Annotated in this window: 34 protein-coding genes and 1 pseudogene; all 35 read left to right on the top strand. The window is 34.2% G+C overall.

From position 1 onward, the window contains the following. Positions 1-340 (top strand): annotated as a pseudogene (locus tag RT412_RS07115) (hypothetical protein); the annotation flags it as partial. Next, a complete protein-coding gene (locus RT412_RS07110; RefSeq protein WP_313413194.1) occupies positions 337-576 on the top strand; it encodes a hypothetical protein in 240 nt (79 codons plus the stop codon). The pseudogene RT412_RS07115 and the gene RT412_RS07110, both read left to right, overlap by 4 nt. Beyond that, a complete protein-coding gene (locus RT412_RS07105; RefSeq protein WP_313413192.1) occupies positions 560-1,159 on the top strand; it encodes an ERF family protein in 600 nt (199 codons plus the stop codon). The genes RT412_RS07110 and RT412_RS07105 overlap by 17 nt, the downstream gene beginning before the upstream one ends. After that, a complete protein-coding gene (locus tag RT412_RS07100; RefSeq protein WP_313413190.1) occupies positions 1,146-1,424 on the top strand; it encodes a hypothetical protein in 279 nt (92 codons plus the stop codon). The genes RT412_RS07105 and RT412_RS07100 overlap by 14 nt, the downstream gene beginning before the upstream one ends. After that, entirely contained in the window at positions 1,425-1,970 is a 546-nt protein-coding gene (locus RT412_RS07095) for a hypothetical protein (protein ID WP_313413188.1), read from the top strand. It begins immediately after the preceding gene. A gap of 12 nt (positions 1,971-1,982) precedes the next feature. Beyond that, a complete protein-coding gene (locus RT412_RS07090) occupies positions 1,983-2,483 on the top strand; it encodes an HNH endonuclease (protein ID WP_313413186.1) in 501 nt (166 codons plus the stop codon). Position 2,484: 1 nt separating this feature from the next. After that, on the top strand, positions 2,485-3,366 hold the full coding sequence (locus tag RT412_RS07085) for a hypothetical protein (protein WP_313413184.1): 882 nt from the start codon (positions 2,485-2,487) through the stop codon (positions 3,364-3,366). Continuing rightward, positions 3,367-3,549 (top strand): resolvase, encoded by a 183-nt coding sequence (locus RT412_RS07080; protein ID WP_313413180.1) that lies wholly within the window; start codon positions 3,367-3,369, stop codon positions 3,547-3,549. Beyond that, positions 3,550-4,326 carry a site-specific DNA-methyltransferase gene (locus tag RT412_RS07075; RefSeq protein ID WP_313413174.1) on the top strand — a complete coding sequence of 259 codons (777 nt, stop codon included), beginning with the start codon at positions 3,550-3,552 and terminating at the stop codon, positions 4,324-4,326. Positions 4,327-4,340: 14 nt separating this feature from the next. After that, positions 4,341-4,661, top strand: a complete 321-nt coding sequence (locus tag RT412_RS07070) for a hypothetical protein (RefSeq protein ID WP_313413171.1) — start codon at positions 4,341-4,343, stop codon at positions 4,659-4,661. Then, positions 4,654-5,085: a single-stranded DNA-binding protein gene (locus tag RT412_RS07065; protein ID WP_313413169.1), complete on the top strand. Its 432-nt coding sequence runs from the start codon at positions 4,654-4,656 to the stop codon at positions 5,083-5,085. Before RT412_RS07070 ends, RT412_RS07065 begins: the two co-directional genes overlap by 8 nt. Before the next feature lie 9 nt (positions 5,086-5,094). Further along, entirely contained in the window at positions 5,095-5,298 is a 204-nt protein-coding gene (locus RT412_RS07060; protein WP_313413168.1) for a hypothetical protein, read from the top strand. Continuing rightward, positions 5,283-6,437, top strand: a complete 1,155-nt coding sequence (locus RT412_RS07055) for a hypothetical protein (protein WP_313413166.1) — start codon at positions 5,283-5,285, stop codon at positions 6,435-6,437. The genes RT412_RS07060 and RT412_RS07055 overlap by 16 nt, the downstream gene beginning before the upstream one ends. Next, positions 6,438-6,794, top strand: coding sequence for a RusA family crossover junction endodeoxyribonuclease (locus RT412_RS07050; RefSeq protein ID WP_313413164.1), 357 nt, complete (start codon positions 6,438-6,440; stop codon positions 6,792-6,794). A gap of 1 nt (position 6,795) precedes the next feature. Further along, positions 6,796-7,119, top strand: a complete 324-nt coding sequence (locus RT412_RS07045; RefSeq protein WP_313413163.1) for a DUF551 domain-containing protein — start codon at positions 6,796-6,798, stop codon at positions 7,117-7,119. A 50-nt stretch (positions 7,120-7,169) separates the two neighbouring features. Continuing rightward, positions 7,170-7,565 carry a YopX family protein gene (locus RT412_RS07040; RefSeq protein WP_313413161.1) on the top strand — a complete coding sequence of 132 codons (396 nt, stop codon included), beginning with the start codon at positions 7,170-7,172 and terminating at the stop codon, positions 7,563-7,565. Then, the gene (locus tag RT412_RS07035; RefSeq protein WP_313413159.1) at positions 7,558-8,118 is read left to right on the top strand and encodes a hypothetical protein; all 561 of its coding nucleotides are present in this window, start codon (positions 7,558-7,560) and stop codon (positions 8,116-8,118) included. The genes RT412_RS07040 and RT412_RS07035 overlap by 8 nt, the downstream gene beginning before the upstream one ends. Beyond that, positions 8,115-8,336, top strand: a complete 222-nt coding sequence (locus RT412_RS07030) for a hypothetical protein (RefSeq protein ID WP_313413158.1) — start codon at positions 8,115-8,117, stop codon at positions 8,334-8,336. Before RT412_RS07035 ends, RT412_RS07030 begins: the two co-directional genes overlap by 4 nt. A 1-nt stretch (position 8,337) precedes the next feature. Further along, positions 8,338-8,814: a hypothetical protein gene (locus tag RT412_RS07025; protein WP_313413157.1), complete on the top strand. Its 477-nt coding sequence runs from the start codon at positions 8,338-8,340 to the stop codon at positions 8,812-8,814. Positions 8,815-8,818: 4 nt separating this feature from the next. Further along, a complete protein-coding gene (locus RT412_RS07020) occupies positions 8,819-9,265 on the top strand; it encodes a hypothetical protein (RefSeq protein WP_313413155.1) in 447 nt (148 codons plus the stop codon). A 1-nt stretch (position 9,266) separates the two neighbouring features. Continuing rightward, positions 9,267-9,713 carry a hypothetical protein gene (locus tag RT412_RS07015; protein ID WP_313413153.1) on the top strand — a complete coding sequence of 149 codons (447 nt, stop codon included), beginning with the start codon at positions 9,267-9,269 and terminating at the stop codon, positions 9,711-9,713. 429 nt (positions 9,714-10,142) lie between these two features. Next, positions 10,143-10,517: a PH domain-containing protein gene (locus RT412_RS07010; RefSeq protein WP_313413152.1), complete on the top strand. Its 375-nt coding sequence runs from the start codon at positions 10,143-10,145 to the stop codon at positions 10,515-10,517. 50 nt (positions 10,518-10,567) lie between these two features. Further along, entirely contained in the window at positions 10,568-10,888 is a 321-nt protein-coding gene (locus RT412_RS07005) for an HNH endonuclease signature motif containing protein (RefSeq protein ID WP_313413151.1), read from the top strand. An 82-nt stretch (positions 10,889-10,970) separates the two neighbouring features. After that, positions 10,971-11,342 carry a hypothetical protein gene (locus RT412_RS07000; RefSeq protein WP_398439064.1) on the top strand — a complete coding sequence of 124 codons (372 nt, stop codon included), beginning with the start codon at positions 10,971-10,973 and terminating at the stop codon, positions 11,340-11,342. Continuing rightward, positions 11,342-13,024, top strand: coding sequence for a terminase TerL endonuclease subunit (locus RT412_RS06995; protein ID WP_313413149.1), 1,683 nt, complete (start codon positions 11,342-11,344; stop codon positions 13,022-13,024). Before RT412_RS07000 ends, RT412_RS06995 begins: the two co-directional genes overlap by 1 nt. A 13-nt stretch (positions 13,025-13,037) precedes the next feature. Next, complete coding sequence (locus RT412_RS06990; protein WP_313413147.1) at positions 13,038-14,204, top strand: phage portal protein; 1,167 nt, start codon at positions 13,038-13,040, stop codon at positions 14,202-14,204. Then, complete coding sequence (locus RT412_RS06985) at positions 14,188-14,787, top strand: HK97 family phage prohead protease (RefSeq protein ID WP_313413146.1); 600 nt, start codon at positions 14,188-14,190, stop codon at positions 14,785-14,787. Before RT412_RS06990 ends, RT412_RS06985 begins: the two co-directional genes overlap by 17 nt. Then, positions 14,787-15,989 (top strand): phage major capsid protein, encoded by a 1,203-nt coding sequence (locus RT412_RS06980; RefSeq protein ID WP_313413145.1) that lies wholly within the window; start codon positions 14,787-14,789, stop codon positions 15,987-15,989. Before RT412_RS06985 ends, RT412_RS06980 begins: the two co-directional genes overlap by 1 nt. Then, on the top strand, positions 15,959-16,261 hold the full coding sequence (locus tag RT412_RS06975; RefSeq protein ID WP_313413233.1) for a X2-like carbohydrate binding domain-containing protein: 303 nt from the start codon (positions 15,959-15,961) through the stop codon (positions 16,259-16,261). The genes RT412_RS06980 and RT412_RS06975 overlap by 31 nt, the downstream gene beginning before the upstream one ends. Positions 16,262-16,310: 49 nt before the next feature. Beyond that, positions 16,311-16,676 carry a phage head-tail connector protein gene (locus RT412_RS06970; RefSeq protein ID WP_313413143.1) on the top strand — a complete coding sequence of 122 codons (366 nt, stop codon included), beginning with the start codon at positions 16,311-16,313 and terminating at the stop codon, positions 16,674-16,676. Next, positions 16,669-16,959 carry a phage head closure protein gene (locus RT412_RS06965; protein WP_313413141.1) on the top strand — a complete coding sequence of 97 codons (291 nt, stop codon included), beginning with the start codon at positions 16,669-16,671 and terminating at the stop codon, positions 16,957-16,959. The genes RT412_RS06970 and RT412_RS06965 overlap by 8 nt, the downstream gene beginning before the upstream one ends. A gap of 6 nt (positions 16,960-16,965) precedes the next feature. Continuing rightward, complete coding sequence (locus RT412_RS06960; RefSeq protein ID WP_313413140.1) at positions 16,966-17,418, top strand: HK97 gp10 family phage protein; 453 nt, start codon at positions 16,966-16,968, stop codon at positions 17,416-17,418. Further along, complete coding sequence (locus RT412_RS06955) at positions 17,399-17,773, top strand: hypothetical protein (RefSeq protein ID WP_313413139.1); 375 nt, start codon at positions 17,399-17,401, stop codon at positions 17,771-17,773. The genes RT412_RS06960 and RT412_RS06955 overlap by 20 nt, the downstream gene beginning before the upstream one ends. Positions 17,774-17,775: 2 nt before the next feature. After that, positions 17,776-18,372, top strand: coding sequence for a hypothetical protein (locus tag RT412_RS06950; protein ID WP_313413138.1), 597 nt, complete (start codon positions 17,776-17,778; stop codon positions 18,370-18,372). Positions 18,373-18,382: 10 nt separating this feature from the next. After that, positions 18,383-18,727 (top strand): hypothetical protein, encoded by a 345-nt coding sequence (locus tag RT412_RS06945; RefSeq protein ID WP_313413136.1) that lies wholly within the window; start codon positions 18,383-18,385, stop codon positions 18,725-18,727. The last annotated feature ends 1,006 nt before the right edge of the window (positions 18,728-19,733 follow it).

The following is a 19,733-nucleotide window of genomic DNA, read 5'->3' as shown; positions in this document are numbered from 1 at the left end:
AAGTGCTGCGACTAACACAGGATACCAAAGTGCTGCGACTAACACAGGATACCAAAGTGCTGCGACTAACACAGGATACCGAAGTGCTGCGACTAACACAGGAGACCAAAGTGCTGCGACAGTTGAGGGCAAGGAAAGTATTGCAATGGCTACAGGTATAGAAAGTAAGGCAAAAGGCGCATTGGGTTGTTATATCGTATTAGCAGAATGGGAAGAGGGCGAGGATTGGAATTGGCATTTAAAGAATGTTAAATCTGCAAAAGTAGACGGCAAGAAGATAAAAGAAAACACATTCTATACGCTTAAAGATAATAAATTTGTGGTGTGTGATGAACAATGACATACGAAAAATATATACAAGGTACAGATGATTTAGAAGAAGAATTAGGACAACTTGAAGAAGATATAGACAATGTACAATCTGCAATATTTAAGTTACAGGATGTTGTAAATGACAGCTTCGAAGAGATAATAAAATATTCTATTGAAGAATTAGAGATACATAAAAGGCAATTAGAACGTGAAAAAAACGAAGTTGAGGGGAGGATAAATAGGTATAATGAGCATTTTCAATAAACTTTTAAATGTACAAGCTGAGTTAAAAGCACCCAAAGGACAATATAACACATTTGGAAAATATAAATACAGAAGTTGTGAAAATATACTTGAAGCTGTAAAACCATTGCTAAAAAAAGAGGGCTTAGTGCTGCAACTGCATGACCAATTAATCAAAGAGGGTGAAAGGTTTTATGTACAAGCTACTGCTACATTAATAGATGCTGATAATGCAGAATCAACAAGTGTGTCAGCATTTGCAAGAGAAGAAGAAGCAAAAAAAGGAATGGACGGAAGTCAAATAACAGGTGCTTCAAGTAGCTACGCAAGAAAGTACGCATTAAACGGATTATTCTGCATTGATGACAATTCGGACAGCGACATAACTAACCAAACTGGAGATGTAACAAATGAGGATATTCTTAAACTCTTTGAGGTTGCAACGCAAGCGGGATACAGTAAAGCAACTATTTTCAAACAGATAGAAAGAAATTATCACAAGGAAACTCCTGATCTATTGACAAAAGCGGAATACGATCAACTTTTAACTGGATATAAAAAATTAGCAAAATTTAAAGATGGTGAATCAAATGAAAATCAATAGCATAGTTACAAGTGAATATCACCGTTGTTATGTATGTCATAGTGAAAGAAATTTACAAGTTCACCACTGTATGCATGGAACAGCGAATAGAAAGCAAGCAGAGAAATATGGTTTAACAATTCCGTTATGCTTTAAATGTCACAGAGAATTACATGATAAAAATACACAACTCGATAAACATATCATGCAATTGGCGCAGATTGAATTTGAAAAGAATTATTCTTATGAACTTTGGATGCAGGTAATAGGCAAAAATTATAGGTAGGTGATTAAAACGGAACTTACTTTTACTAAGGGCAAAATAACAAGACAGTTCAGCGGGGATTATGAGGTAACTCTCATAATCTCTAGACAGCAAGAAAGCAACATGGAGCCTCTAAATCAATTGTTAAATGATGATAAGACCAAAACTTGTACGATTGAGCATAAAAAGAAGAAACGTTCTTTAAACGCAAATAATTACGCTTGGGCATTGATAACGAAAATAGCAGATGTGCTAAGAGGTAGCAAGGAAGAAATATATTTTCAAATGCTTAAAAGATATGGACCATCAAGTGTTATATCGGTAGTTGAGGATGCAGTTGAAACACTTATTAAATCAGTCAAATATTGTGAGGAATTTGGGCAATCAGAACTAAATGGCAAGAGATTTAAACACATCAAGGTATTTATGGGTAGTTCTGAATTTGATACAAAACAGATGTCAATATTTATTGATGGGATTGTTTCAGAGGCTAAAGAATTAAATATATGTACTATGACACCAGTGGAAATAGAAAAGCTGAAAAGTTCATGGCAGTTCAATAAATAGGGCGGTGGTAAGTTGTTAGACAGAATTGTGAAAATAAGAAATGGCAATAGGTTGGTTAACTTCGAAATATACAAATGTGATAAATGCGGATGCGAAATTAAAGAATCAGATTATGCTTATTTCAAAAAAAACATAACCTTATGTAGAGAATGCGCTTTTATAAATGGATATTTTTCAAGCAATGAATATCTTGATAGTGTTGGTATTATGTTGTCAGATTGTCACGTAGGTATTAATCCGAATGGAGAGGTAGAAATTTGGCAAGGTAAAGTGACACCTCCATGGGAAAGAGAATCAAAAGAACAAAGACATACACCACAATATGAAAATTGGAGATCAAAGGTATTTGAAAGGGACAATTACACTTGTCAAAAATGTGGACAAAGAGGTGGTAAATTAAACGCTCATCACATTAAACCTTTCGCTAAGTTTAAAAAACTACGGTATGTGGTTGATAATGGATTAACCTTATGTGAAGAATGCCATAAAAAAGAGCATAGAAGGAGGGATTAAATTGGCAGAACCGTTAATCCCTGGCGGATACATATTATTAAGCAGAAGGCTAATAGAAAGCGAAATATGGAATAAGCCGCCTCTTTATCTTAAAGTTTGGATATTTTTACTTTCTAAAGCTCAGCACGGAAATTTTAAAGGGTTAAAAAGAGGTCAGTTGTGGGTTACATATGATGATATTATTGAAGGTTGTTCTTGGAAGGTAGGAGCCCGATTAGAGAAGCCTAACAAGGACCAAATATATAAAATTCTAACGTTTTTACGAAATCCCGATGAAAGGGGGTACGAAAGCGACACGAAAGCGACAATGATAACGACATCGAAAGCGACAAGGGGAATGTTGATAAATATTGATAATTACGACTATTATCAAACACATAGTAATTACGAAAGCGACGATGAAAGCGACAACGAAAAAGCTACGAAAGAGGTTCGAAAGCGACAGAGTAGCGACACGATAAACAAGAATGTAAAGAATGATAAGAACATTAATAATATATATAGTGTTTTGGACAACTATACTTCTGATGATAATTTAAGACAAGCCTTAAAAGATTTTTTAGAGATGCGTAAAAAGATAAAGAAACCTATGACGGAAAGAGCATTCGATATGCTTCTTAAAAAATTAGATGAATTAGCTGCTACTAATGATATGAAAATCAAACTTATAGACCAAAGCATTTTACATAACTGGCAGACGGTTTATCCTTTAAAAGAACAGAAGCAGCAAGATAAATCAAGCAATGCTAAGCCTAACAAATTCCACAACTTTACACCAAATGATGACTATACAGGTGAAGACTTAGAAAGAATTGCAAGAGAACGATTTGAAAAAAGGTTAAAGGATTTAGGTTTAAATGCATCCAAGGAAGGAGAGGAATAAATGAACGTAAAAACCTTAGAGCTATCTAAATTAACAGAAGTTGAACGTTTAGAGATAGCAACTTTGCTTATAAAAGCAGGATACACCGTAAGGATGAGAAAAGAAAAGTCGACAGGAAGAAACTACAATTACTATGTCGAATATTGGAAAGGCGAAGAACAATCAGAGGGTGGAGGCGATTAATTGGAATTATATCATGACCATTTTCAAAATTATAAAAGATATAACATCCCAAAAGCACAGTTAATAATTGCCGATATTCCATACAATGTTGGAGTTGACGCATACGCAAGTAACCCGTCATGGTACAAAGATGGCGACAATAAAAACGGAGAAAGCGAATTAGCGGGAAAGCAATTCTTTGATACTGACAAAAATTTCAACGTCGTTGAATTTATGCATTTTGCTTCTACTATGCTAAAGAAAGAACCTAAAGAAGCAAAGCAAGCCGGTTGTATGATTGTATTTTGTGAATTCGAACAACAATTCATGTTGATAGAAAAAGCAAAAGAATACGGATTCAATCACTATATAAATCTTGTGTTCAGAAAAAATTATTCGGCTCAGGTTTTAAAGGCAAACATGAAGATTGTGGGAAATTGTGAATATGCCATTTTATTATACAGGGACAAGCTGCCAAAGTTCAATAACAATGGCAAAATGATATTCAACGGGGTTGACATTCCTGAAAACTATTGTTTTAGCTACGAGCGAGACACGGGAACAATAAAAATTCATCCCACACAAAAAAGCATATACGTTATAAAAAACCTTATAGAGATATTTACAGATATCGGAGATGTGGTGATTGATCCAACGGCGGGTAGCGGAGTTACATTATTGGCATCCGAGCAATTAGGAAGGAAATCATACGGCTTTGAGATTAAAAAGAAATTTGTAAATGATTTTAATACGAAATTGGCTAAGAATGTTCAGACTTCAATTTACAACATTAGTTAGTGGAGGTGTAGAAAATGAAGAAATATAAAGTAATCACATTATGCGGTAGTACAAAATTTAGAAATGAATTTGAGATGGTCCAGAAAGTATTAACATTACAAGGCAATATAGTAATATCGGTTGGTTTATTTGGACACTCAGGAGATACCGAAGCATTAGATGAGAAAACAAAGTTAATGCTTGACGATATGCACAAAAGAAAAATTTATATGGCGGATGAAATATTTGTAATTAACGCTGGTGGTTATATAGGCAAAAGTACAAAATCAGAAATTGAATATGCAATAAAGAACGGTAAAAAGGTTAATTATTTAGTGGAGGTAAACCATGAATAGCGTCGTATTGATAGGGAGATTAACTAAAGATCCCGAGCTTGCATTTGTACCTGCTACAGGGTTAGCAGTAGTAAAGATAAACTTAGCAGTAGATAAGGAGTTATTCGGGGAGAAAAAGCAACAAGCCATAAGCCAAGGCAAACCAACAGCAGATTTTATAAATATAACTGTGTTCGGGAAGATGGCAGAAAGTTGCACTAACTTCCTTGCAAAGGGGAGAGAATGCGCGGTTCACGGCAGAATAAATACAGGTAGTTATACAACCCAGACAGGAGAAAAGAGATACACAACTGATGTTATAGCAGATAGGGTTGAATTTATCGGCAGTAAGAACGAGGGACAAGCTAAACCGCAGGGCGGTAGTTTTCCGAGTGAGGATGAGGATATATTCACACCGGTGGATCCGGAGGATGTGCCTTTTTAGGAGGTAAGTATGAAGAAAAGTAATTTAATTGATAAACATTGCAATATATGCGGAAAGCAATTAAATACTTGGGATGACAAATGTTCTAAAACTTTAGCCTATAAAACCTCCGTATGCGAAAAATGTATTGCAAAAGAATACGACATATCCACGGATGAATTAAGAGACAAATTGGAGAATTTCTTCGGAGTAAGACCATGTATGGGGATATGAACGAGCTGACAAAGAAACTTCTCGCGGAAGGCTATACAAAAGATAATCATCCCGACTATGTAAGGTGGTATGCAAATACACATGAATTCGAATACACATCAGAATTTTTATATAACAGTGTATGGGAAGCTCCATGCGGCGTGATGATGAAAGGATATTTTACGTACGGATACATGAGTCACATGGGCGTTGAATGGAGAGTAGAAAATAATAATTATAACTTTCATTGCCCTTATCGTAAAAAAGAATGTGAACTTTGGCATCCTCTTTTGAAAGAATTGAATTATGGTGGTAAGTGCTCGTGGCATTTGTCTGATAAGCCATATAATTATGACAATAGTGCAGAGAAAATTAAGGACGAAAGACAGAAGCTTACATTAGAAAACCTCAATAAGAAATTTGGAACAAACGGGATGATAAGTTGTACCTGCTGCCATATCAACGAAGATACCTGTGAACCATATTTCAGATATGACCCTTATGATTGTTTAAATTATACAAATAATGGGTGTTTTAATAATAAATGTTGGTGTACCGGCAAAGAAAGAGATTTAACTCTTGGAAATGTCTATTATGACGTTAAAACAACAACGGAATACCGAAAAGGATTTATAGTCGAACCTGTTATACAAATAGTGAAAGGCAAGAAACTATTTGATAGCAGAAAACCAATAATTGACTTAGAAATGTATTTAAAAATGTATCCGGATGCAGTTTATGAAAAAGAAAAAATGAGACATCATATGCAACTGCATAATGCTAAATATCACAATAAAAAATTTGAATTAGAAGTGGTTAATATTCGAATTGAGAAGCGAGAAAGTCGGGATTTATTACAAGACCTCGAGGATATAAGAGAAGGAATAGAAGTTGTACATGAAAGCGATAAAAATAAAAAGACTAAAGAGGCTAAAAGTGAACGCAGGAAGAAATATCAAGAGGATAAGCAAAAGCGTGCGAAGAAAAAACACCTTGAAAAGATTGAAGAAAACATAAAAACGGGGACGTATAAAGATGTAGACGGAAACATTCAACCTTTAACACCGGTTCTCTTAATGCATTACAAAGAGACGCTAAAAGAAAATGGAATTCAAATAAGAGAACAGATAGAGATTAATGATTTGTTAGGAGATGATTAATTGATAAAATTTACAATACCATTCAGACTACCAAGTCTGAACGAGTACATAAATAAAATAAACCGTAATAGACATGCAGGAAACAGATTCAAGCAAGAAACGGAAGACCAAATAATATGGATTCTCAAAGGATTAAAACAGAGAATACAAAGACCTGTAAATATAAAAATTACATGGTACGAGCAAACGAAACGTAGAGATAAAGATAATGTAATGTCAGCTAAGAAATTTATATTTGATGCATTACAGAAGTCGGGAATATTGCCTAATGATAACAATAAATACATAAATAGTATTACAGAAGAAATTGTTTATAGACAAGGCGATAAGGTTGAAGTAGAGATATGGGAGGTGTGAAATGAGAATTGATTTACCGTTATGCAATTTCAAATTATGTCGCAAGTGCTTTGATGGAAATTGCACAGGAGGTGAAAATGACAGGATGAAATGCGAGCAATTTAAGAATAATTGGATTCATGTTAAAGAGGCATTGCCGGAAGAAACTCAAAGAGTATTGGCAACTCTTAAAAATAAAATGGTTTTGGAAGTGTTTTTTATAAATAATAAGTTTAAGTATCAAGGAATAATGAAAGGCGGTGGCATGAGTGAAGTTTCGCAAAATAATCCAGTTATAGCATGGCAACCATTGCCTGAACAGTATAAGGAGGGTTCAAATGAATAGAGTAATCAAATACAGCATATGGGACAAGAAAAATCAGAAAATGATTACAAATGCACAAAATTTTAAGTTTATTGAGGACAATAAACGATAAACATTTTTTAAGGTTAAGAGCTGATGACAACAATAATTGGACTGTATGTGCTGAATATACAGGTGATTATGAAATTCTTCAATACACAGGTGAGAGTATTCCCGATACAGATGAAATGATAGTTGACGGCGATATTTTAGAGCAGAGCTACTTCAATAAACTTAATAAAAAGAAAATTATAAAAAGATACTTAATTCACTATGAGAATGCTTGCTTTAAAGCTAAGCGCATCGGGCATAGTCCTTACGGAGATACACTTTTGTATTTTGTTATTGCTAATGCAAAAATATTTGACACAAGAATTATAGGAAATAAATTTGAAAATCCTGAATTGTTGGAGGTGGACAATGAATAGAGAAGAACTATTAAAAATCGCAAAGCCGATTTTGTTCAATACCAATATGACAATTGCAATACTTGACGATAGAAAGACGGTTACAAGAAGAAATGTAGTAAAGCCTAAATATAAAGTCGGAGATATTCTCTATGTTAGGGAAAAATTCAACGATATAGAAACAGACACTATCTTATATGCTGCTGATAAAGATTTCATAGAATACGGATGCAAAGAAGTAGACGAATATTTGTTCATGGAAAGTGATATCAAATGGAAACCGTCAATCCACATGCCAAAGGAAGCGGCAAGGATATTTTTAAAAGTAACAGGCGTAAGAGTTGAGAGGTTGCAGGATATTACAGAAGAACAGGCTATTAAAGAGGGGTGTATTGATACGAGAGGATTTATACATTCATATGATAACGAGTATAGTAACTCACATTCAGCGTTAAAAGCATTTATTGAACTGTGGAACGGCACAATCAAAAAACAAGACCTTGATAAATACGGCTGGGAAGCTAATCCGTGGGTTTGGGTAATAAAATTTGAGAGGATAAGGATAGAACAATGAAACAATATTGCCGTTACTGTGCAAATGCTGTGCTGATTGATGATGATATTGCATATTGCGAGGTTAAACACCATCAAAGACCTAAGCGGTTATGCGTGACGCCGAATAAATGCAAAAGCTTTCTATTTAATGAAATGGATGTGTTTGATATTGAGAAGAAATATCAGCCGATGAAGATTAAAAAATCAGCAGGCAATCAAATTAGGATGGAGGTGTAATATGAAAATTAAAAAACACAATGAAGATATAGAACTGCTGATTGACTTACTTGTAGGCGCTTTACAAGAAGAGGGCTATGAAGTTACAAGGTTTAGTGAAACCAGAACGCTTTATACATCAGCATATGATGCATTAGAAGTATTGGCTCCTGACGGAAGTTATTTTATGGTTGATATTGATGAGAAGCCAGTCAATAAAAGAAAACATATTGAGGGAGTTTCCGGAGGAACTGAGGAGGTAAATATGACTAATTTAAAAGGTGGGAATTTAGATAAGTTTACAGTTTTAAAAAATGATGATATTGCAAAATATTTATCTCCTTTAGCAAAACACAGGCTGCAACAACTATTAGACGTAATATATCGTTGTCGTACAAACGATAATAAGTTATTAAATACTTACTTAGTAATCAACACAGACGAGCCATACGCAGATGAAGTGATTGAAATACTTAAGAAAAATGGACATTGGGGGTAGAGAAATGGAGAGATTAACTGAAAGTCAAGATTGTTATTACGGAGAACAACAAAAAATAAGACAACTTTGTTACATGGGATTTGATTGTGACTGTAAATATCCAAGTTGTTCCGGTTGTACTATTTTGAAACTATATCGAAAACTTGCAGCATATGAAGATACAGGATTAGAGCCGGAGGAAATCAAAGAAACGGTTGAGCTGCTTAAGGACGTAGCTAATAAATATGAAACATCTGTAAAAATGCACAGCATAACAACAAAATTGTTGAATGAACATAAAGAAAGGATGAATATAACTAAAATAGAATCATACCAAGGTCAATATGAAGCTGCGGAATCCATGCTAAATAATATATATCAAGGTGAAATAATCGGTGCAACTGCTTATAACGTGATAAATCAAGCATTACAAAGCATGGGAGAAATGATTGCTGAAAAAGAGGAGGGGTAAATTGAAGAAAGACCACATAAGAGATTATGCAACAGAAGCATTTAGATATTATGCCTTCCTTGGAAAACCACATAAAGAAGATTTAGAAAAGAAGTACTACCAAGAAGCACTTGAGGAATATGAAAGAAAGCAACGATTAGGCGGGACAGGCATAAGCAAGCCTACGGAACAGGCTATAATGTATGCAGAGGGGATATTGAGACAGAAACAAGCTGAATTATGGGACATACTTGCTGTAGAAAAAACATTAGCACAATTACATATATGGGAGCGGCAGGCGGTAGAAATAGTATACTTTCCACATGCACAGAGAGATATGAAAAAAGGAGAAATCGAAGGCAGGGTACAACAAGCGGTTATACATATACCTGCAGGAAGAGCGACTGTGTTCAGGTATCTAAAAAAAGCAAGAAATATATTTGCGTATGAAAGAGGATTGCGATTATAAAAATATTTTTTTACATAAGTTGATACTACAAACTACTTTCTTTATGTTATTATGATTCCATCAGAAGTGTTTAATTCATCTTTAAGTACTCCTTGACAAAGACACTGCTTCCCCCAGCGGTGTCTTTTTATTACAGCAAACACAGCCGTTAAGCGGCAGTAAATTATAATGCACAGCCTTTTACAGGCAGTATACAAAACAGCAGCTTCATGACGCATTAAACCGTGTGCAATTCGGCACGGTTTTGTTGTATCCGGACGGTGGAGCAAGTTCATTTTGTGTTGAAATATACACGTTTTAAATTTTAGGTTTTGTGACGATGCAGATATGAATCAGGCTGCATAGGGTATAGGGGTGGGGAATTTAATGTTGTAAAATCTTTCCTGTATGGTTATAATATTAATTAATTAAAATTAGGAGGTTTGTGTGATGGGATTATTTAATGGTTTGATGGGTAATGCATCTGAATATAGTATCGAAGCAGCCCAAAAGGAATATGGACATCTTTTATCAGACAAAGAAATTGTTGACAAAGCATACAAATTGGTAAGAGACATGTTTATTTTTACTAACAGGAGATTAATACTTATTGATGTCCAAGGAATGACCGGGAAGAAAATAGAATGCAGATCAATCCCTTATAGCAAGATAACAAGCTTTAGCGTTGAGACAGCCGGACATTTAGATTTAGATGCCGAGTTAAAGATTTGGGTATCAGGAATAGGACAACCAATACAGAAACAATTCAATAAGACATTAAACATTTATGAAGTACAAGCAGAATTAGCAGAACACGTAAAATAAATATATTACATAGGCACTCGAAAGGGTGCTTTTATTATGCAGGTGATCACATGGCAAAAGAGTTTGCAAAGAGGTTTTATGATAGTAAAGCGTGGAAGGATTGCAGAGAATCATTTATATCAGACAGAATCTCAGTAGATGGTGGAATGTGTCAATACTGTGGAGAAGACTTAGGATACATAGTTGACCATATAGAAGAGTTGACACCTGACAATATAAATAATCCATATATAACATTAAATCATGATAACTTACAATATTTATCTTTAAAGTGTCACAATATCAAAACATTCAGCATGGATAAAGATATTGTCAGAGAAGGATTAATGTTTGACTGTAATGGGGAATTAATACAGTCCCCCCATAAATAATTTTATATGCTTAAACGAGACGACCGATGGGCAACCTTCAAAAAATACACAGGTAATTTTACATGAGAGGGGGGTTAAATAAATGGCTAAACTTAGCAAGACAAAACAAGATGAATTAATATATACAGAAATTAATAAAATGTTAGAACAATTTAAAGAGATTTCAGACGACAAAAGAAAACTTGCAATGCGATTAATTGAACGAGCAGCGTTTATGACAATTACCCTTCAAATTTTAGAGGATAATATTAAAAGTAAAGGACCTACTTATTTATTTGAGCAAGGCGCTCAAAAAATGATAATTGAAAATCCGTCTCAAAAAAGTTACAACACAATGATCAATAGATATACGACCATTTATGATAAATTGATAAGCTTGCTTCCTAAAGAAGAAACAAACAAAACAGAAGATGATGGATTTGATGACTTCGTAAATGGAAGGGAAGATGTCTGATGGTTAAGTACCCAAAAGACTATAATCCTATACTTGAATACTGGGCAGACATAGAAAGCGGCAAAGAAGTTGTTCCAGATAAGATTTACAGGACTTATAAAAAAGTTGCATATGACATAAATAATCCAGGTGAATATTTTTACTCGCCACAAAGAGCGAATCACATATTAGAATTCGCAGAAAATTACTGTAAACACTCTAAGGGTAAATTTGGTGGTCAACCTGTTGTGCTGGAGCTGTGGGAAAAAGCACATCTTGCAACGGTATTCGGATTTATCGACATAAATGGAAACAGAAAATATAGAAAATCAAAGTTAATTGTAGGAAAGAAAAATGGAAAGTCATTACTTGCTTCAATAGTTGGTTTATATATGCAGGTAGGAGACGGAGAACCGGGTCCTGAAGTATATGCGGTAGCTACTAAAAGAGACCAAGCTAAAATCATATGGCAAGAAGCAAAGCGTATGGTACGCAAATCTAAATCACTATTAAAACGAATTAGAACTCTTGTTGCTGAATTGTTAAGTGATTTTAATGATGGTGTATTCAAGCCGCTTGCAAGTGATTCCGATACCCTTGATGGATTAAACATACATTGCGCTCTGATGGACGAAATACATCAATGGAAAAATGGTAAAGCACTCTATGACATTATAGCTGATGGTGTAAGTGCAAGAGAGCAGCCATTAATATATATTACTTCGACAGCTGGCACAATCAGGGAAGATATATATGATACTGAGTACGAAGACTCTGAAAGAATAATAAACGGATACTTTGATCCAGATGGTTACCACGATGAGGAAACCATCTCTTTTATTTATGAGTTAGATAACCGTAAAGAATGGACGGATCCTAAGTGTTGGAAGAAAGCTAACCCGGGATTAGGCACAATTAAAAACCTTGAAACTTTAAGAAGAAAAGTAGAAAAGGCAATTAAGAATCCTGCACTTGTAAAAAACTTAATTTGCAAGGAATTTAACATCAGAGAAACATCCTCTGAATCCTGGTTAACATTCGAGCAGTTGAACAATACAGCTACTTATGAATTGTCAAAATTAAAACCGAGATATTGCATCGGTGGATTGGACCTTTCTAACACTACTGACTTAACATGTGCAACTATAATATTTAAGGTGCCGTATGATGAAACACTATACGTCAAACAAATGTATTGGTTGCCGGCTGATTTATTAGAACAACGTGTAATAGAGGATAAAATACCTTATGATATTTGGTTAGAGCAGGGTTTATTGAGGGTATCTGAAGGTAATAAAATCAACTATAAGGATGTTACAAATTGGTTTCTTGAAGTTCAAAACGATCTCGATATATATGTATATAAAATAGGTTATGACAGTTGGAATAGTCAATATATAGTTGATGAATTACAAATCAATTTTGGCAAGGAATCAACAGAGCCAGTTATTCAAGGTAAAAAAACAATGTCAAGTCCTATGAAGTCATTTGCTGCAGATTTAGAAGCTAAGAAGATTAATTATAATAATAATCCAATATTAAAGTGGAATTTAAGCAATGCAGCAATAGATGTTGATAAAAATGATAATATTTCCTTAGTAAAAACAAGTAATCAAAGGCGCAGAATTGATGGTGTTGCAAGTTTACTTGATGCATATATAGCTTTAGAAAGACATTACGAAAATTATATGAATATGATTTAAAGGTGGTGAAAATTTGGGACTTTTAGAAAAAATATTTCCCAAACAAAGGGAAAATAATATTGATGGTTACTTTAAAACATTAAACGCATATATACCAGCTTTCACTACTTATGCCGGTGGTATATATGAAATGGAACTTACAAGAGCTGCAATACATTCCTTTGCAACTCAATGTGCAAAATTAAAACCGGAAATACAAGGAAGTGCATATAAAAACTTAGAGAAGACATTACAGTTTAAACCAAATCCATATATGGACACATACAAATTTATATACCGGCTTGCAACTATTCTGAGTATTGACACTACAGCATTCATAGTGCCTTTATATGCTAATGACTATGAAACGATAGTAGGGTTTTATCCATTACTACCGCAAAGAACAGAAATATTAGACGTAAAAGGGGAACCGTGGTTAAGATACACATTTTCTAACGGACAAAAGGCAGCAATTGAATTAAATAAAGTTGGAATATTGACACAATATCAATATCAAGATGATTTCTTTGGTACGGGAAACAAAGCATTACTTCCTACTATGCAACTGTTAGATATTCAAAAACAAGGCATTGAAGAGGGAATTAAACAATCTGCAATGTTAAGATTCATGGCTAAAGTCGGACAATCCTTAAGACCAGAGGACATAAAGAAAGAAAGGGATAGATTTTCAAAAGATAATCTAAGTTCTGACAATACATCCGGTGTAATGATGTTTGATGCTAAATATTCTGAAGTAAAACAAATTGAAAGCAAGCCATTTATTGTAGATGCTGAGCAGATGAAAATCATTCAAACCAATGTGTATAATTATTTTGGTACAAACGAGAAAGTATTACAAAATGATTGGACAGAAGACGGATGGAATGCTTATTATGAGGGTAAAATTGAACCTTTCGCTTTGCAACTTAGTTTAGTTATGTCAAACATGACATTTACACAGAAAGAATTAGCATTCGGAAATCAAATATTATTTACATCGAACAGAATGCAATACGCAAGCAATAATACAAAGTTACAAGTATCATCCCAGATGTTTGATAGAGGTATTTTAACTACAAATCAAGTTATGGACATTTGGAATATGCCCCATGTTGAAGATGGAGATAAGAGATATATCAGGAAAGAGTATTCAGAAGTTAATAAGTTAGATGGAGGTGAAGGAAATGCCATTAAAGGATAATAGGGAGTACAGGAACCTATCAATACTACAACCACAGAGCCAACAAAAGAGGATTGATACAGATTATTATGTGGAAGGTTACGCTACAACTTTTGATAAACCTTATTTGCTTTGGGAGTATGATGGAATAAAGTATTATGAAGTAATTGACAGACACGCTTTAGATGGTGCGGATATGTCAGACATAATAATGCAATATGACCATGAAGGCAAAGTATTAGCAAGACAATCTAACGGATCATTAATCGTGGAACCAAACGACAATGGTCTTTTTATTTGCGCAGATTTAAGCAAATCATCAGCAAGCAAAGAAATGTATGAAGAAATAAACAACGGACTTGTAACACGCATGAGTTGGGCATTTACAGTAGAAGAAGATTCTTATAACAGTGAAACAAGGACAAGAACCATACTAAAAGTTAAAAAAGTTTATGACGTGTCAGCAGTTTCCATACCGGCAAACCAAGACACTGAAATATCCGCTCGTTCTTACCTTAACGGAGTGATTGAGGCAGAGAAACAGGAGTTGTTAGAGCGTAGAAAAAAACAAATCAAATTAAAATTAAAATGCGAGGTGCAATAATGAGATTAAAAGAAATTGAAGAAAGATTATCAGCTATTAAAGTTGAAATAGACAAAGATGGTGCTGACTTAGATGCTTTAGAAAAAGAAATAAACACTTTGACAGAAGAGAGAAAAGGAATCTTAGATAAAGCTGAAAAAAGAAAGAATTTAATTGACGGCATAATTAATTTGCCTGATGCAAACATTATAAAAGATTTTAAGGAGGAAAGAAAAGTGGAATTTACAAAACATAATGTGTTAAAAGCTCCTGAGTACAGAAGCGGTTGGGCAAAAACTTTAATGGGATTGCCGTTAGATGAAGTTGAACAAAGAGCAGTTGGAACTGCGTTAACTACTACAGCAACTACTTATGTTGCAGCTGATGCAAACAACAATGGAGTTAATAATGGTGGTTTATTTATTCCTGAAGATGTAATGATGGAATTAATGAACAGAATTGAGTTAGCATCACCGTTCTTTAGAGATATACCAAAGACCGCAGTAAACGGATATGTCAAATTCCCTTACAGAGCAGGTGGAACAGGCGCAGAAGAACAAGCTGAGGGAACTGCTAACAAAGACGGTCAAGTTCAGTGGGCTGAATTAGTTTTAACAGTACTTGAAGTATCTGAAACTATCAGAGTAACTTGGAAATTAGAAGCAATGTCAGTTGATAGCTTTATCAATTACATCTTAGACGAATTATCAATGGCTATCCCTGAAAAGATTGCTAATGATATATTCTATGGTGATGGTACAGGCACTTTAACAGGTATTGCAGCAAGCGGAGTTGCTTTAGATGGTGAATACACTATAGGAACTGCAGAAGGTAATGTTGCAGATATATATGCAGCTATAACAGCTGGTATTGCATTGTTGACTGATAAGAGAAAGAGAATTGGTGCAAAAATTTATGTTGCTCAGGATATAATGGATGCTATGGCATTCTCAAGAGATGCTGAGGATAGGTTCATGCACAATCCTATTAACGGTGTAGGCATTCAGTCATTCGGTAAATACCCAATAGAAGTTGATCCATTCCTATCTGATGGTGACTTTGTAATTGGAAATCCTAAGTATTACAGATTTAACTGGAATGAAGGTTTAAGCATAACTAAGGACGTGTCCGGAAAGAACAGAATTAATGACTATACTGGTTATGCGGTAGTTAGTGGGGCACCACAACCTGCATCATTTGTATACGGAAAAAAATCAGAGTAACAGTTAGCCCTGAAGCAGCTACATTTGATAAAAACGCATTAGGCGAAGGTTACAAGGATGTAGTGCTGACTGTTACTGGGAATGATACTGTAACCAGTATAAAAATAGGTTCAACAGCTGTTAATGTTGAAAACTATACAATTGTAGGTGATAAGGTAACTTTGAAGAAAGAATACCTTGCTACTTTAGCTGTTGGAGATAAGACATTCAAGTTATTAACTGGCGCTACAACATTGACGGTTGTTGTTACAGTTGAGGACACAACAGTTTAATTATTAGGGAGGGATTAACCTCCCTTCCTTCTTTTAAAGGAGGGACTACATGGCATTATTAGATGATATAAAAAAAGCTTTAAGAATAAGTAACACTGTAATGGATACAGAAGTATCAGACCTTATAGATTCTGCAAAAGCAGAATTAAAAAACGTGAATGTCAATATCGATAAAACTGTTATTGTTACAGAAGACCAAACACCAGAACCGACAGAGGAAGTACCAAATCCAGAACCTATGTTAGTAGATGTTAAAGTAATGGATCCATTAATCAAGCGAGCGATAACATTATATTGCAAAGCTAATTTTGGTTATGATAATCCAGATGCGGAAAGATTTGCAGAAAGTTATAAAATGTTAAAAATTCATTTAGCTTTATCATCAGATTATCAGGTGGTGACAAAAGATGTTTAAAGATGTAATTGATCTAATATCAATAGTCAATACAGTCGATGAAGGTGGAGATACTGTACAAGTTGAAACATCAAGACAAGTATATGCAAACAAGAAATCTATTAAACAAAGCGAATTTTACCAAGCTCTTACAGCTGGATTAAGGCCAGAAGTAACTTTTGTAATACATTCTTTTGAGTATGAACAAGAAAGAAAACTTACTTATGAAACAAAACCATATAACATTATTAGAACCTTTGAAAAAGGAGATTTTATAGAGCTAATTTGTGAGGCGGTGGTTTAATTGCCAATGCCTAAATCAGTAACAAAGTATAGTAATAAAAACGGTGTAACATTTACATCAAGTGTTGACCGGGTTAACTATACCATTCAAGAGCTTTCAAGGGCTGCTTTAAAAGATGTTGCAAAAGTCATTCGTAAGAAGATGATAATAAAACTCAAAGAACTGCCAGGTATGAAGAAGAACAAAAGACTTTATAGTTCAACTCAATACTGGGTTAGAAAGAAAGAAACCGATTTACAAGTTGGCTTTAAACATAACACTTGGTATGGAGTTTTACAGGAGCTTGGTGGCGACAATCAGCCGAAACGAAGTATTTTAAGAGATACTGTATTTGAAAGTATTGACGAAATACAAAAGATAGAGGCTCAATACTTGAGTGCTATCGAGGATGAGTTAAAAGCACAAGCATTAATAAACGAGGATGAGGAGGTAGGAGATAATGAAGACGTGGGCGCTTAGAGTTGAACTGCAGAAAATATTTAAGACTCTTACAGTAAATGTATACTACGAAGGAAATCAAGAACCTGACGTTTATCCTCGTATAGTGTATGAACTTAGCGAAGTGTCGTATGATGCAGGCAAAACTTTATATCAATTAGAGATTAATGTTATTGACTATGGCACAAGCACAAGAATTGTTGAGGATTTAGCAGATAATATACAAGCAACCTTAAATAAGTACTATTTTAATAATGATGAGATACAATTTGCAGTCTACAGAGGGTTGAGACAGAAAGTTGAAGAGGATGATAAGTTAATCATTAGACGACGATTACTTTTTGAAATACATTTATATGAATTGAAAGGAGAATAAATATGCCAAAACCGAAGGTTTTTAGTGGATTTACAGCAACTACAGCTGAAAATTTGCTGTTAGATGCAGGAGCATTTTTTAAAAATTTTGAAGTTGGAACAGACACTTTCGATAGTGCGGTTGCAGCTGGTAAACTATTAGGAGCAACGCAGGGCGGAGGAACATTTTCAGCTGTTCCTACTATTAGAAAAATTGAAATTGATGGAGTAAAAGGAGCTGCAAAAGGGTTAGAAGTTATTGATGAATGGGTTGTAACATTAATGGCTAACATTAAAGAAGTAACTCAGGAGTCTATTATGGCAGCATTGGCTACCGGGGTAGCAGCAGACGGTCCAACCGGTTATAAAAAAATTACGGTAAACAACTATATACAGTTGACTGACTATATTGACAATGTTGTTTGGGTGGGTAAACTTTCAAAAACTGATACTCCTGTTATTATAGTTGTTAAGAATGCTATTTCATTAGGTGGCTTAACTCTTAATATGGCTGACAAGAGCGAAGGTTTAATTCCTACAACATTTACAGGTCATTATGATGACACTGAATTAGACGTGCCGCCGTTTGAAATCTATTATCCAGACAGTTCAGTTGCATAGGAGTGATTATATGCGTAAATTACAAACACAAGACGTATTTGCAGCTATGAGAGCAATCTCAAAAGCTAACTTAAAAGAAGAAATAAAACCGTTACTTAAAAAAGCAAGCGCAGGCGAAGTTGATGTTGAGGATGTTGGTATTGAAGGTATTTTAAATTTAATTGAAATATTCTCTAAACAAAATTCTGAATATGCTATATATGAAGTATTAGCAGGACCGTTTGAAATGACTCCAGGAGCTGTTAAGCAAATGGACATTTTAATGTTAGCTAATTATCTTGAAACGCTTTCTAAGGAGAACGACCTTAAGCGTTTTTTTACTTTATTGGCAGGTTTGATTACAAAGAAACAATAGACCTGCTACTAAGGAGATACGGTTCCTTAGATTATCCAACGAATTTAGATATAGAAGAAGCTCTTCCTTTCATCGAATATGCTTACGAAAAACGAGAGGAAGAGCTTATATTTCAACGATGGATTCCTTATCAACATATTAGCTTTGATGAGTTTAAAGCTAAAATAAAGCCTTGTAAGGTTAAGAGTGACGAGGAAATCTTGAAAGATGTAAAAGAAATAATAAATGCCTTTAATAAAGGAAATGATTGTAAATGATGTATAATTATGATATAATATTATTGTAGGATAGGCAGTCGCGAGCTGACAAACAAGGTATTCCGAACCTTGTTTCCTACATTAAAATAATCGGACAACACAACGGAGGTGTTATTATTACGGAAACTAAAATTTGTACTAAATGCAAAAGAGAATTACCAATAGAAAATTTTTCAAAACTAAGAGATGGCTATCAATTTCAATGTAAAGAATGTAAACATAATTATTATAAGGCTCGCTCAGAAGAAATAAGCAAAAAAACGCAAAGAACAATGGAGAGTCAAACATCCCATTGAAGAAATTTCAGAGGGTTATAAAAAGTGCTGCAAGTGTGGAGAAATAAAGCCTGCAACAACTGAATATTTTAATAAATCGTCTCAGGCTAAAGATGGTTTAAAGTTTAGTTGTAAAGAATGCAGAAAAATAGAGTATTTAGAAAATCAAGAATATAATAAAGAAAAAAGCAAACGACATTATAAAGAAAACAAAGAATGGATTTCAGAAAGAAATAAAGCATATAAAGAACAAAGAAAAGAATGGTACAGAGAATACTTTCAAGATTATTACAAAGAACATGAAGAAGAATTAAAAGAAAACATTAAACAAAGACATTATAAGCGTATAAAAACAGATATCGGATACAGAATATTACAGAGGTGTAGAAAAAGAATCTATGAAGCAATAAAAAGTAACACTAAATCTGCTTCAACACAAAGATTAATTGGTTGTTCAGTTGAAACATTATTAGA

It is taken from the genome of Sedimentibacter sp., assembly GCF_032080165.1.
In the GTDB taxonomy this organism is placed as follows: domain Bacteria; phylum Bacillota; class Clostridia; order Tissierellales; family Sedimentibacteraceae; genus Sedimentibacter.
Note: the sequence above shows the minus strand (reverse complement) of the source record. Positions and strands in the feature narration are given on the sequence as shown.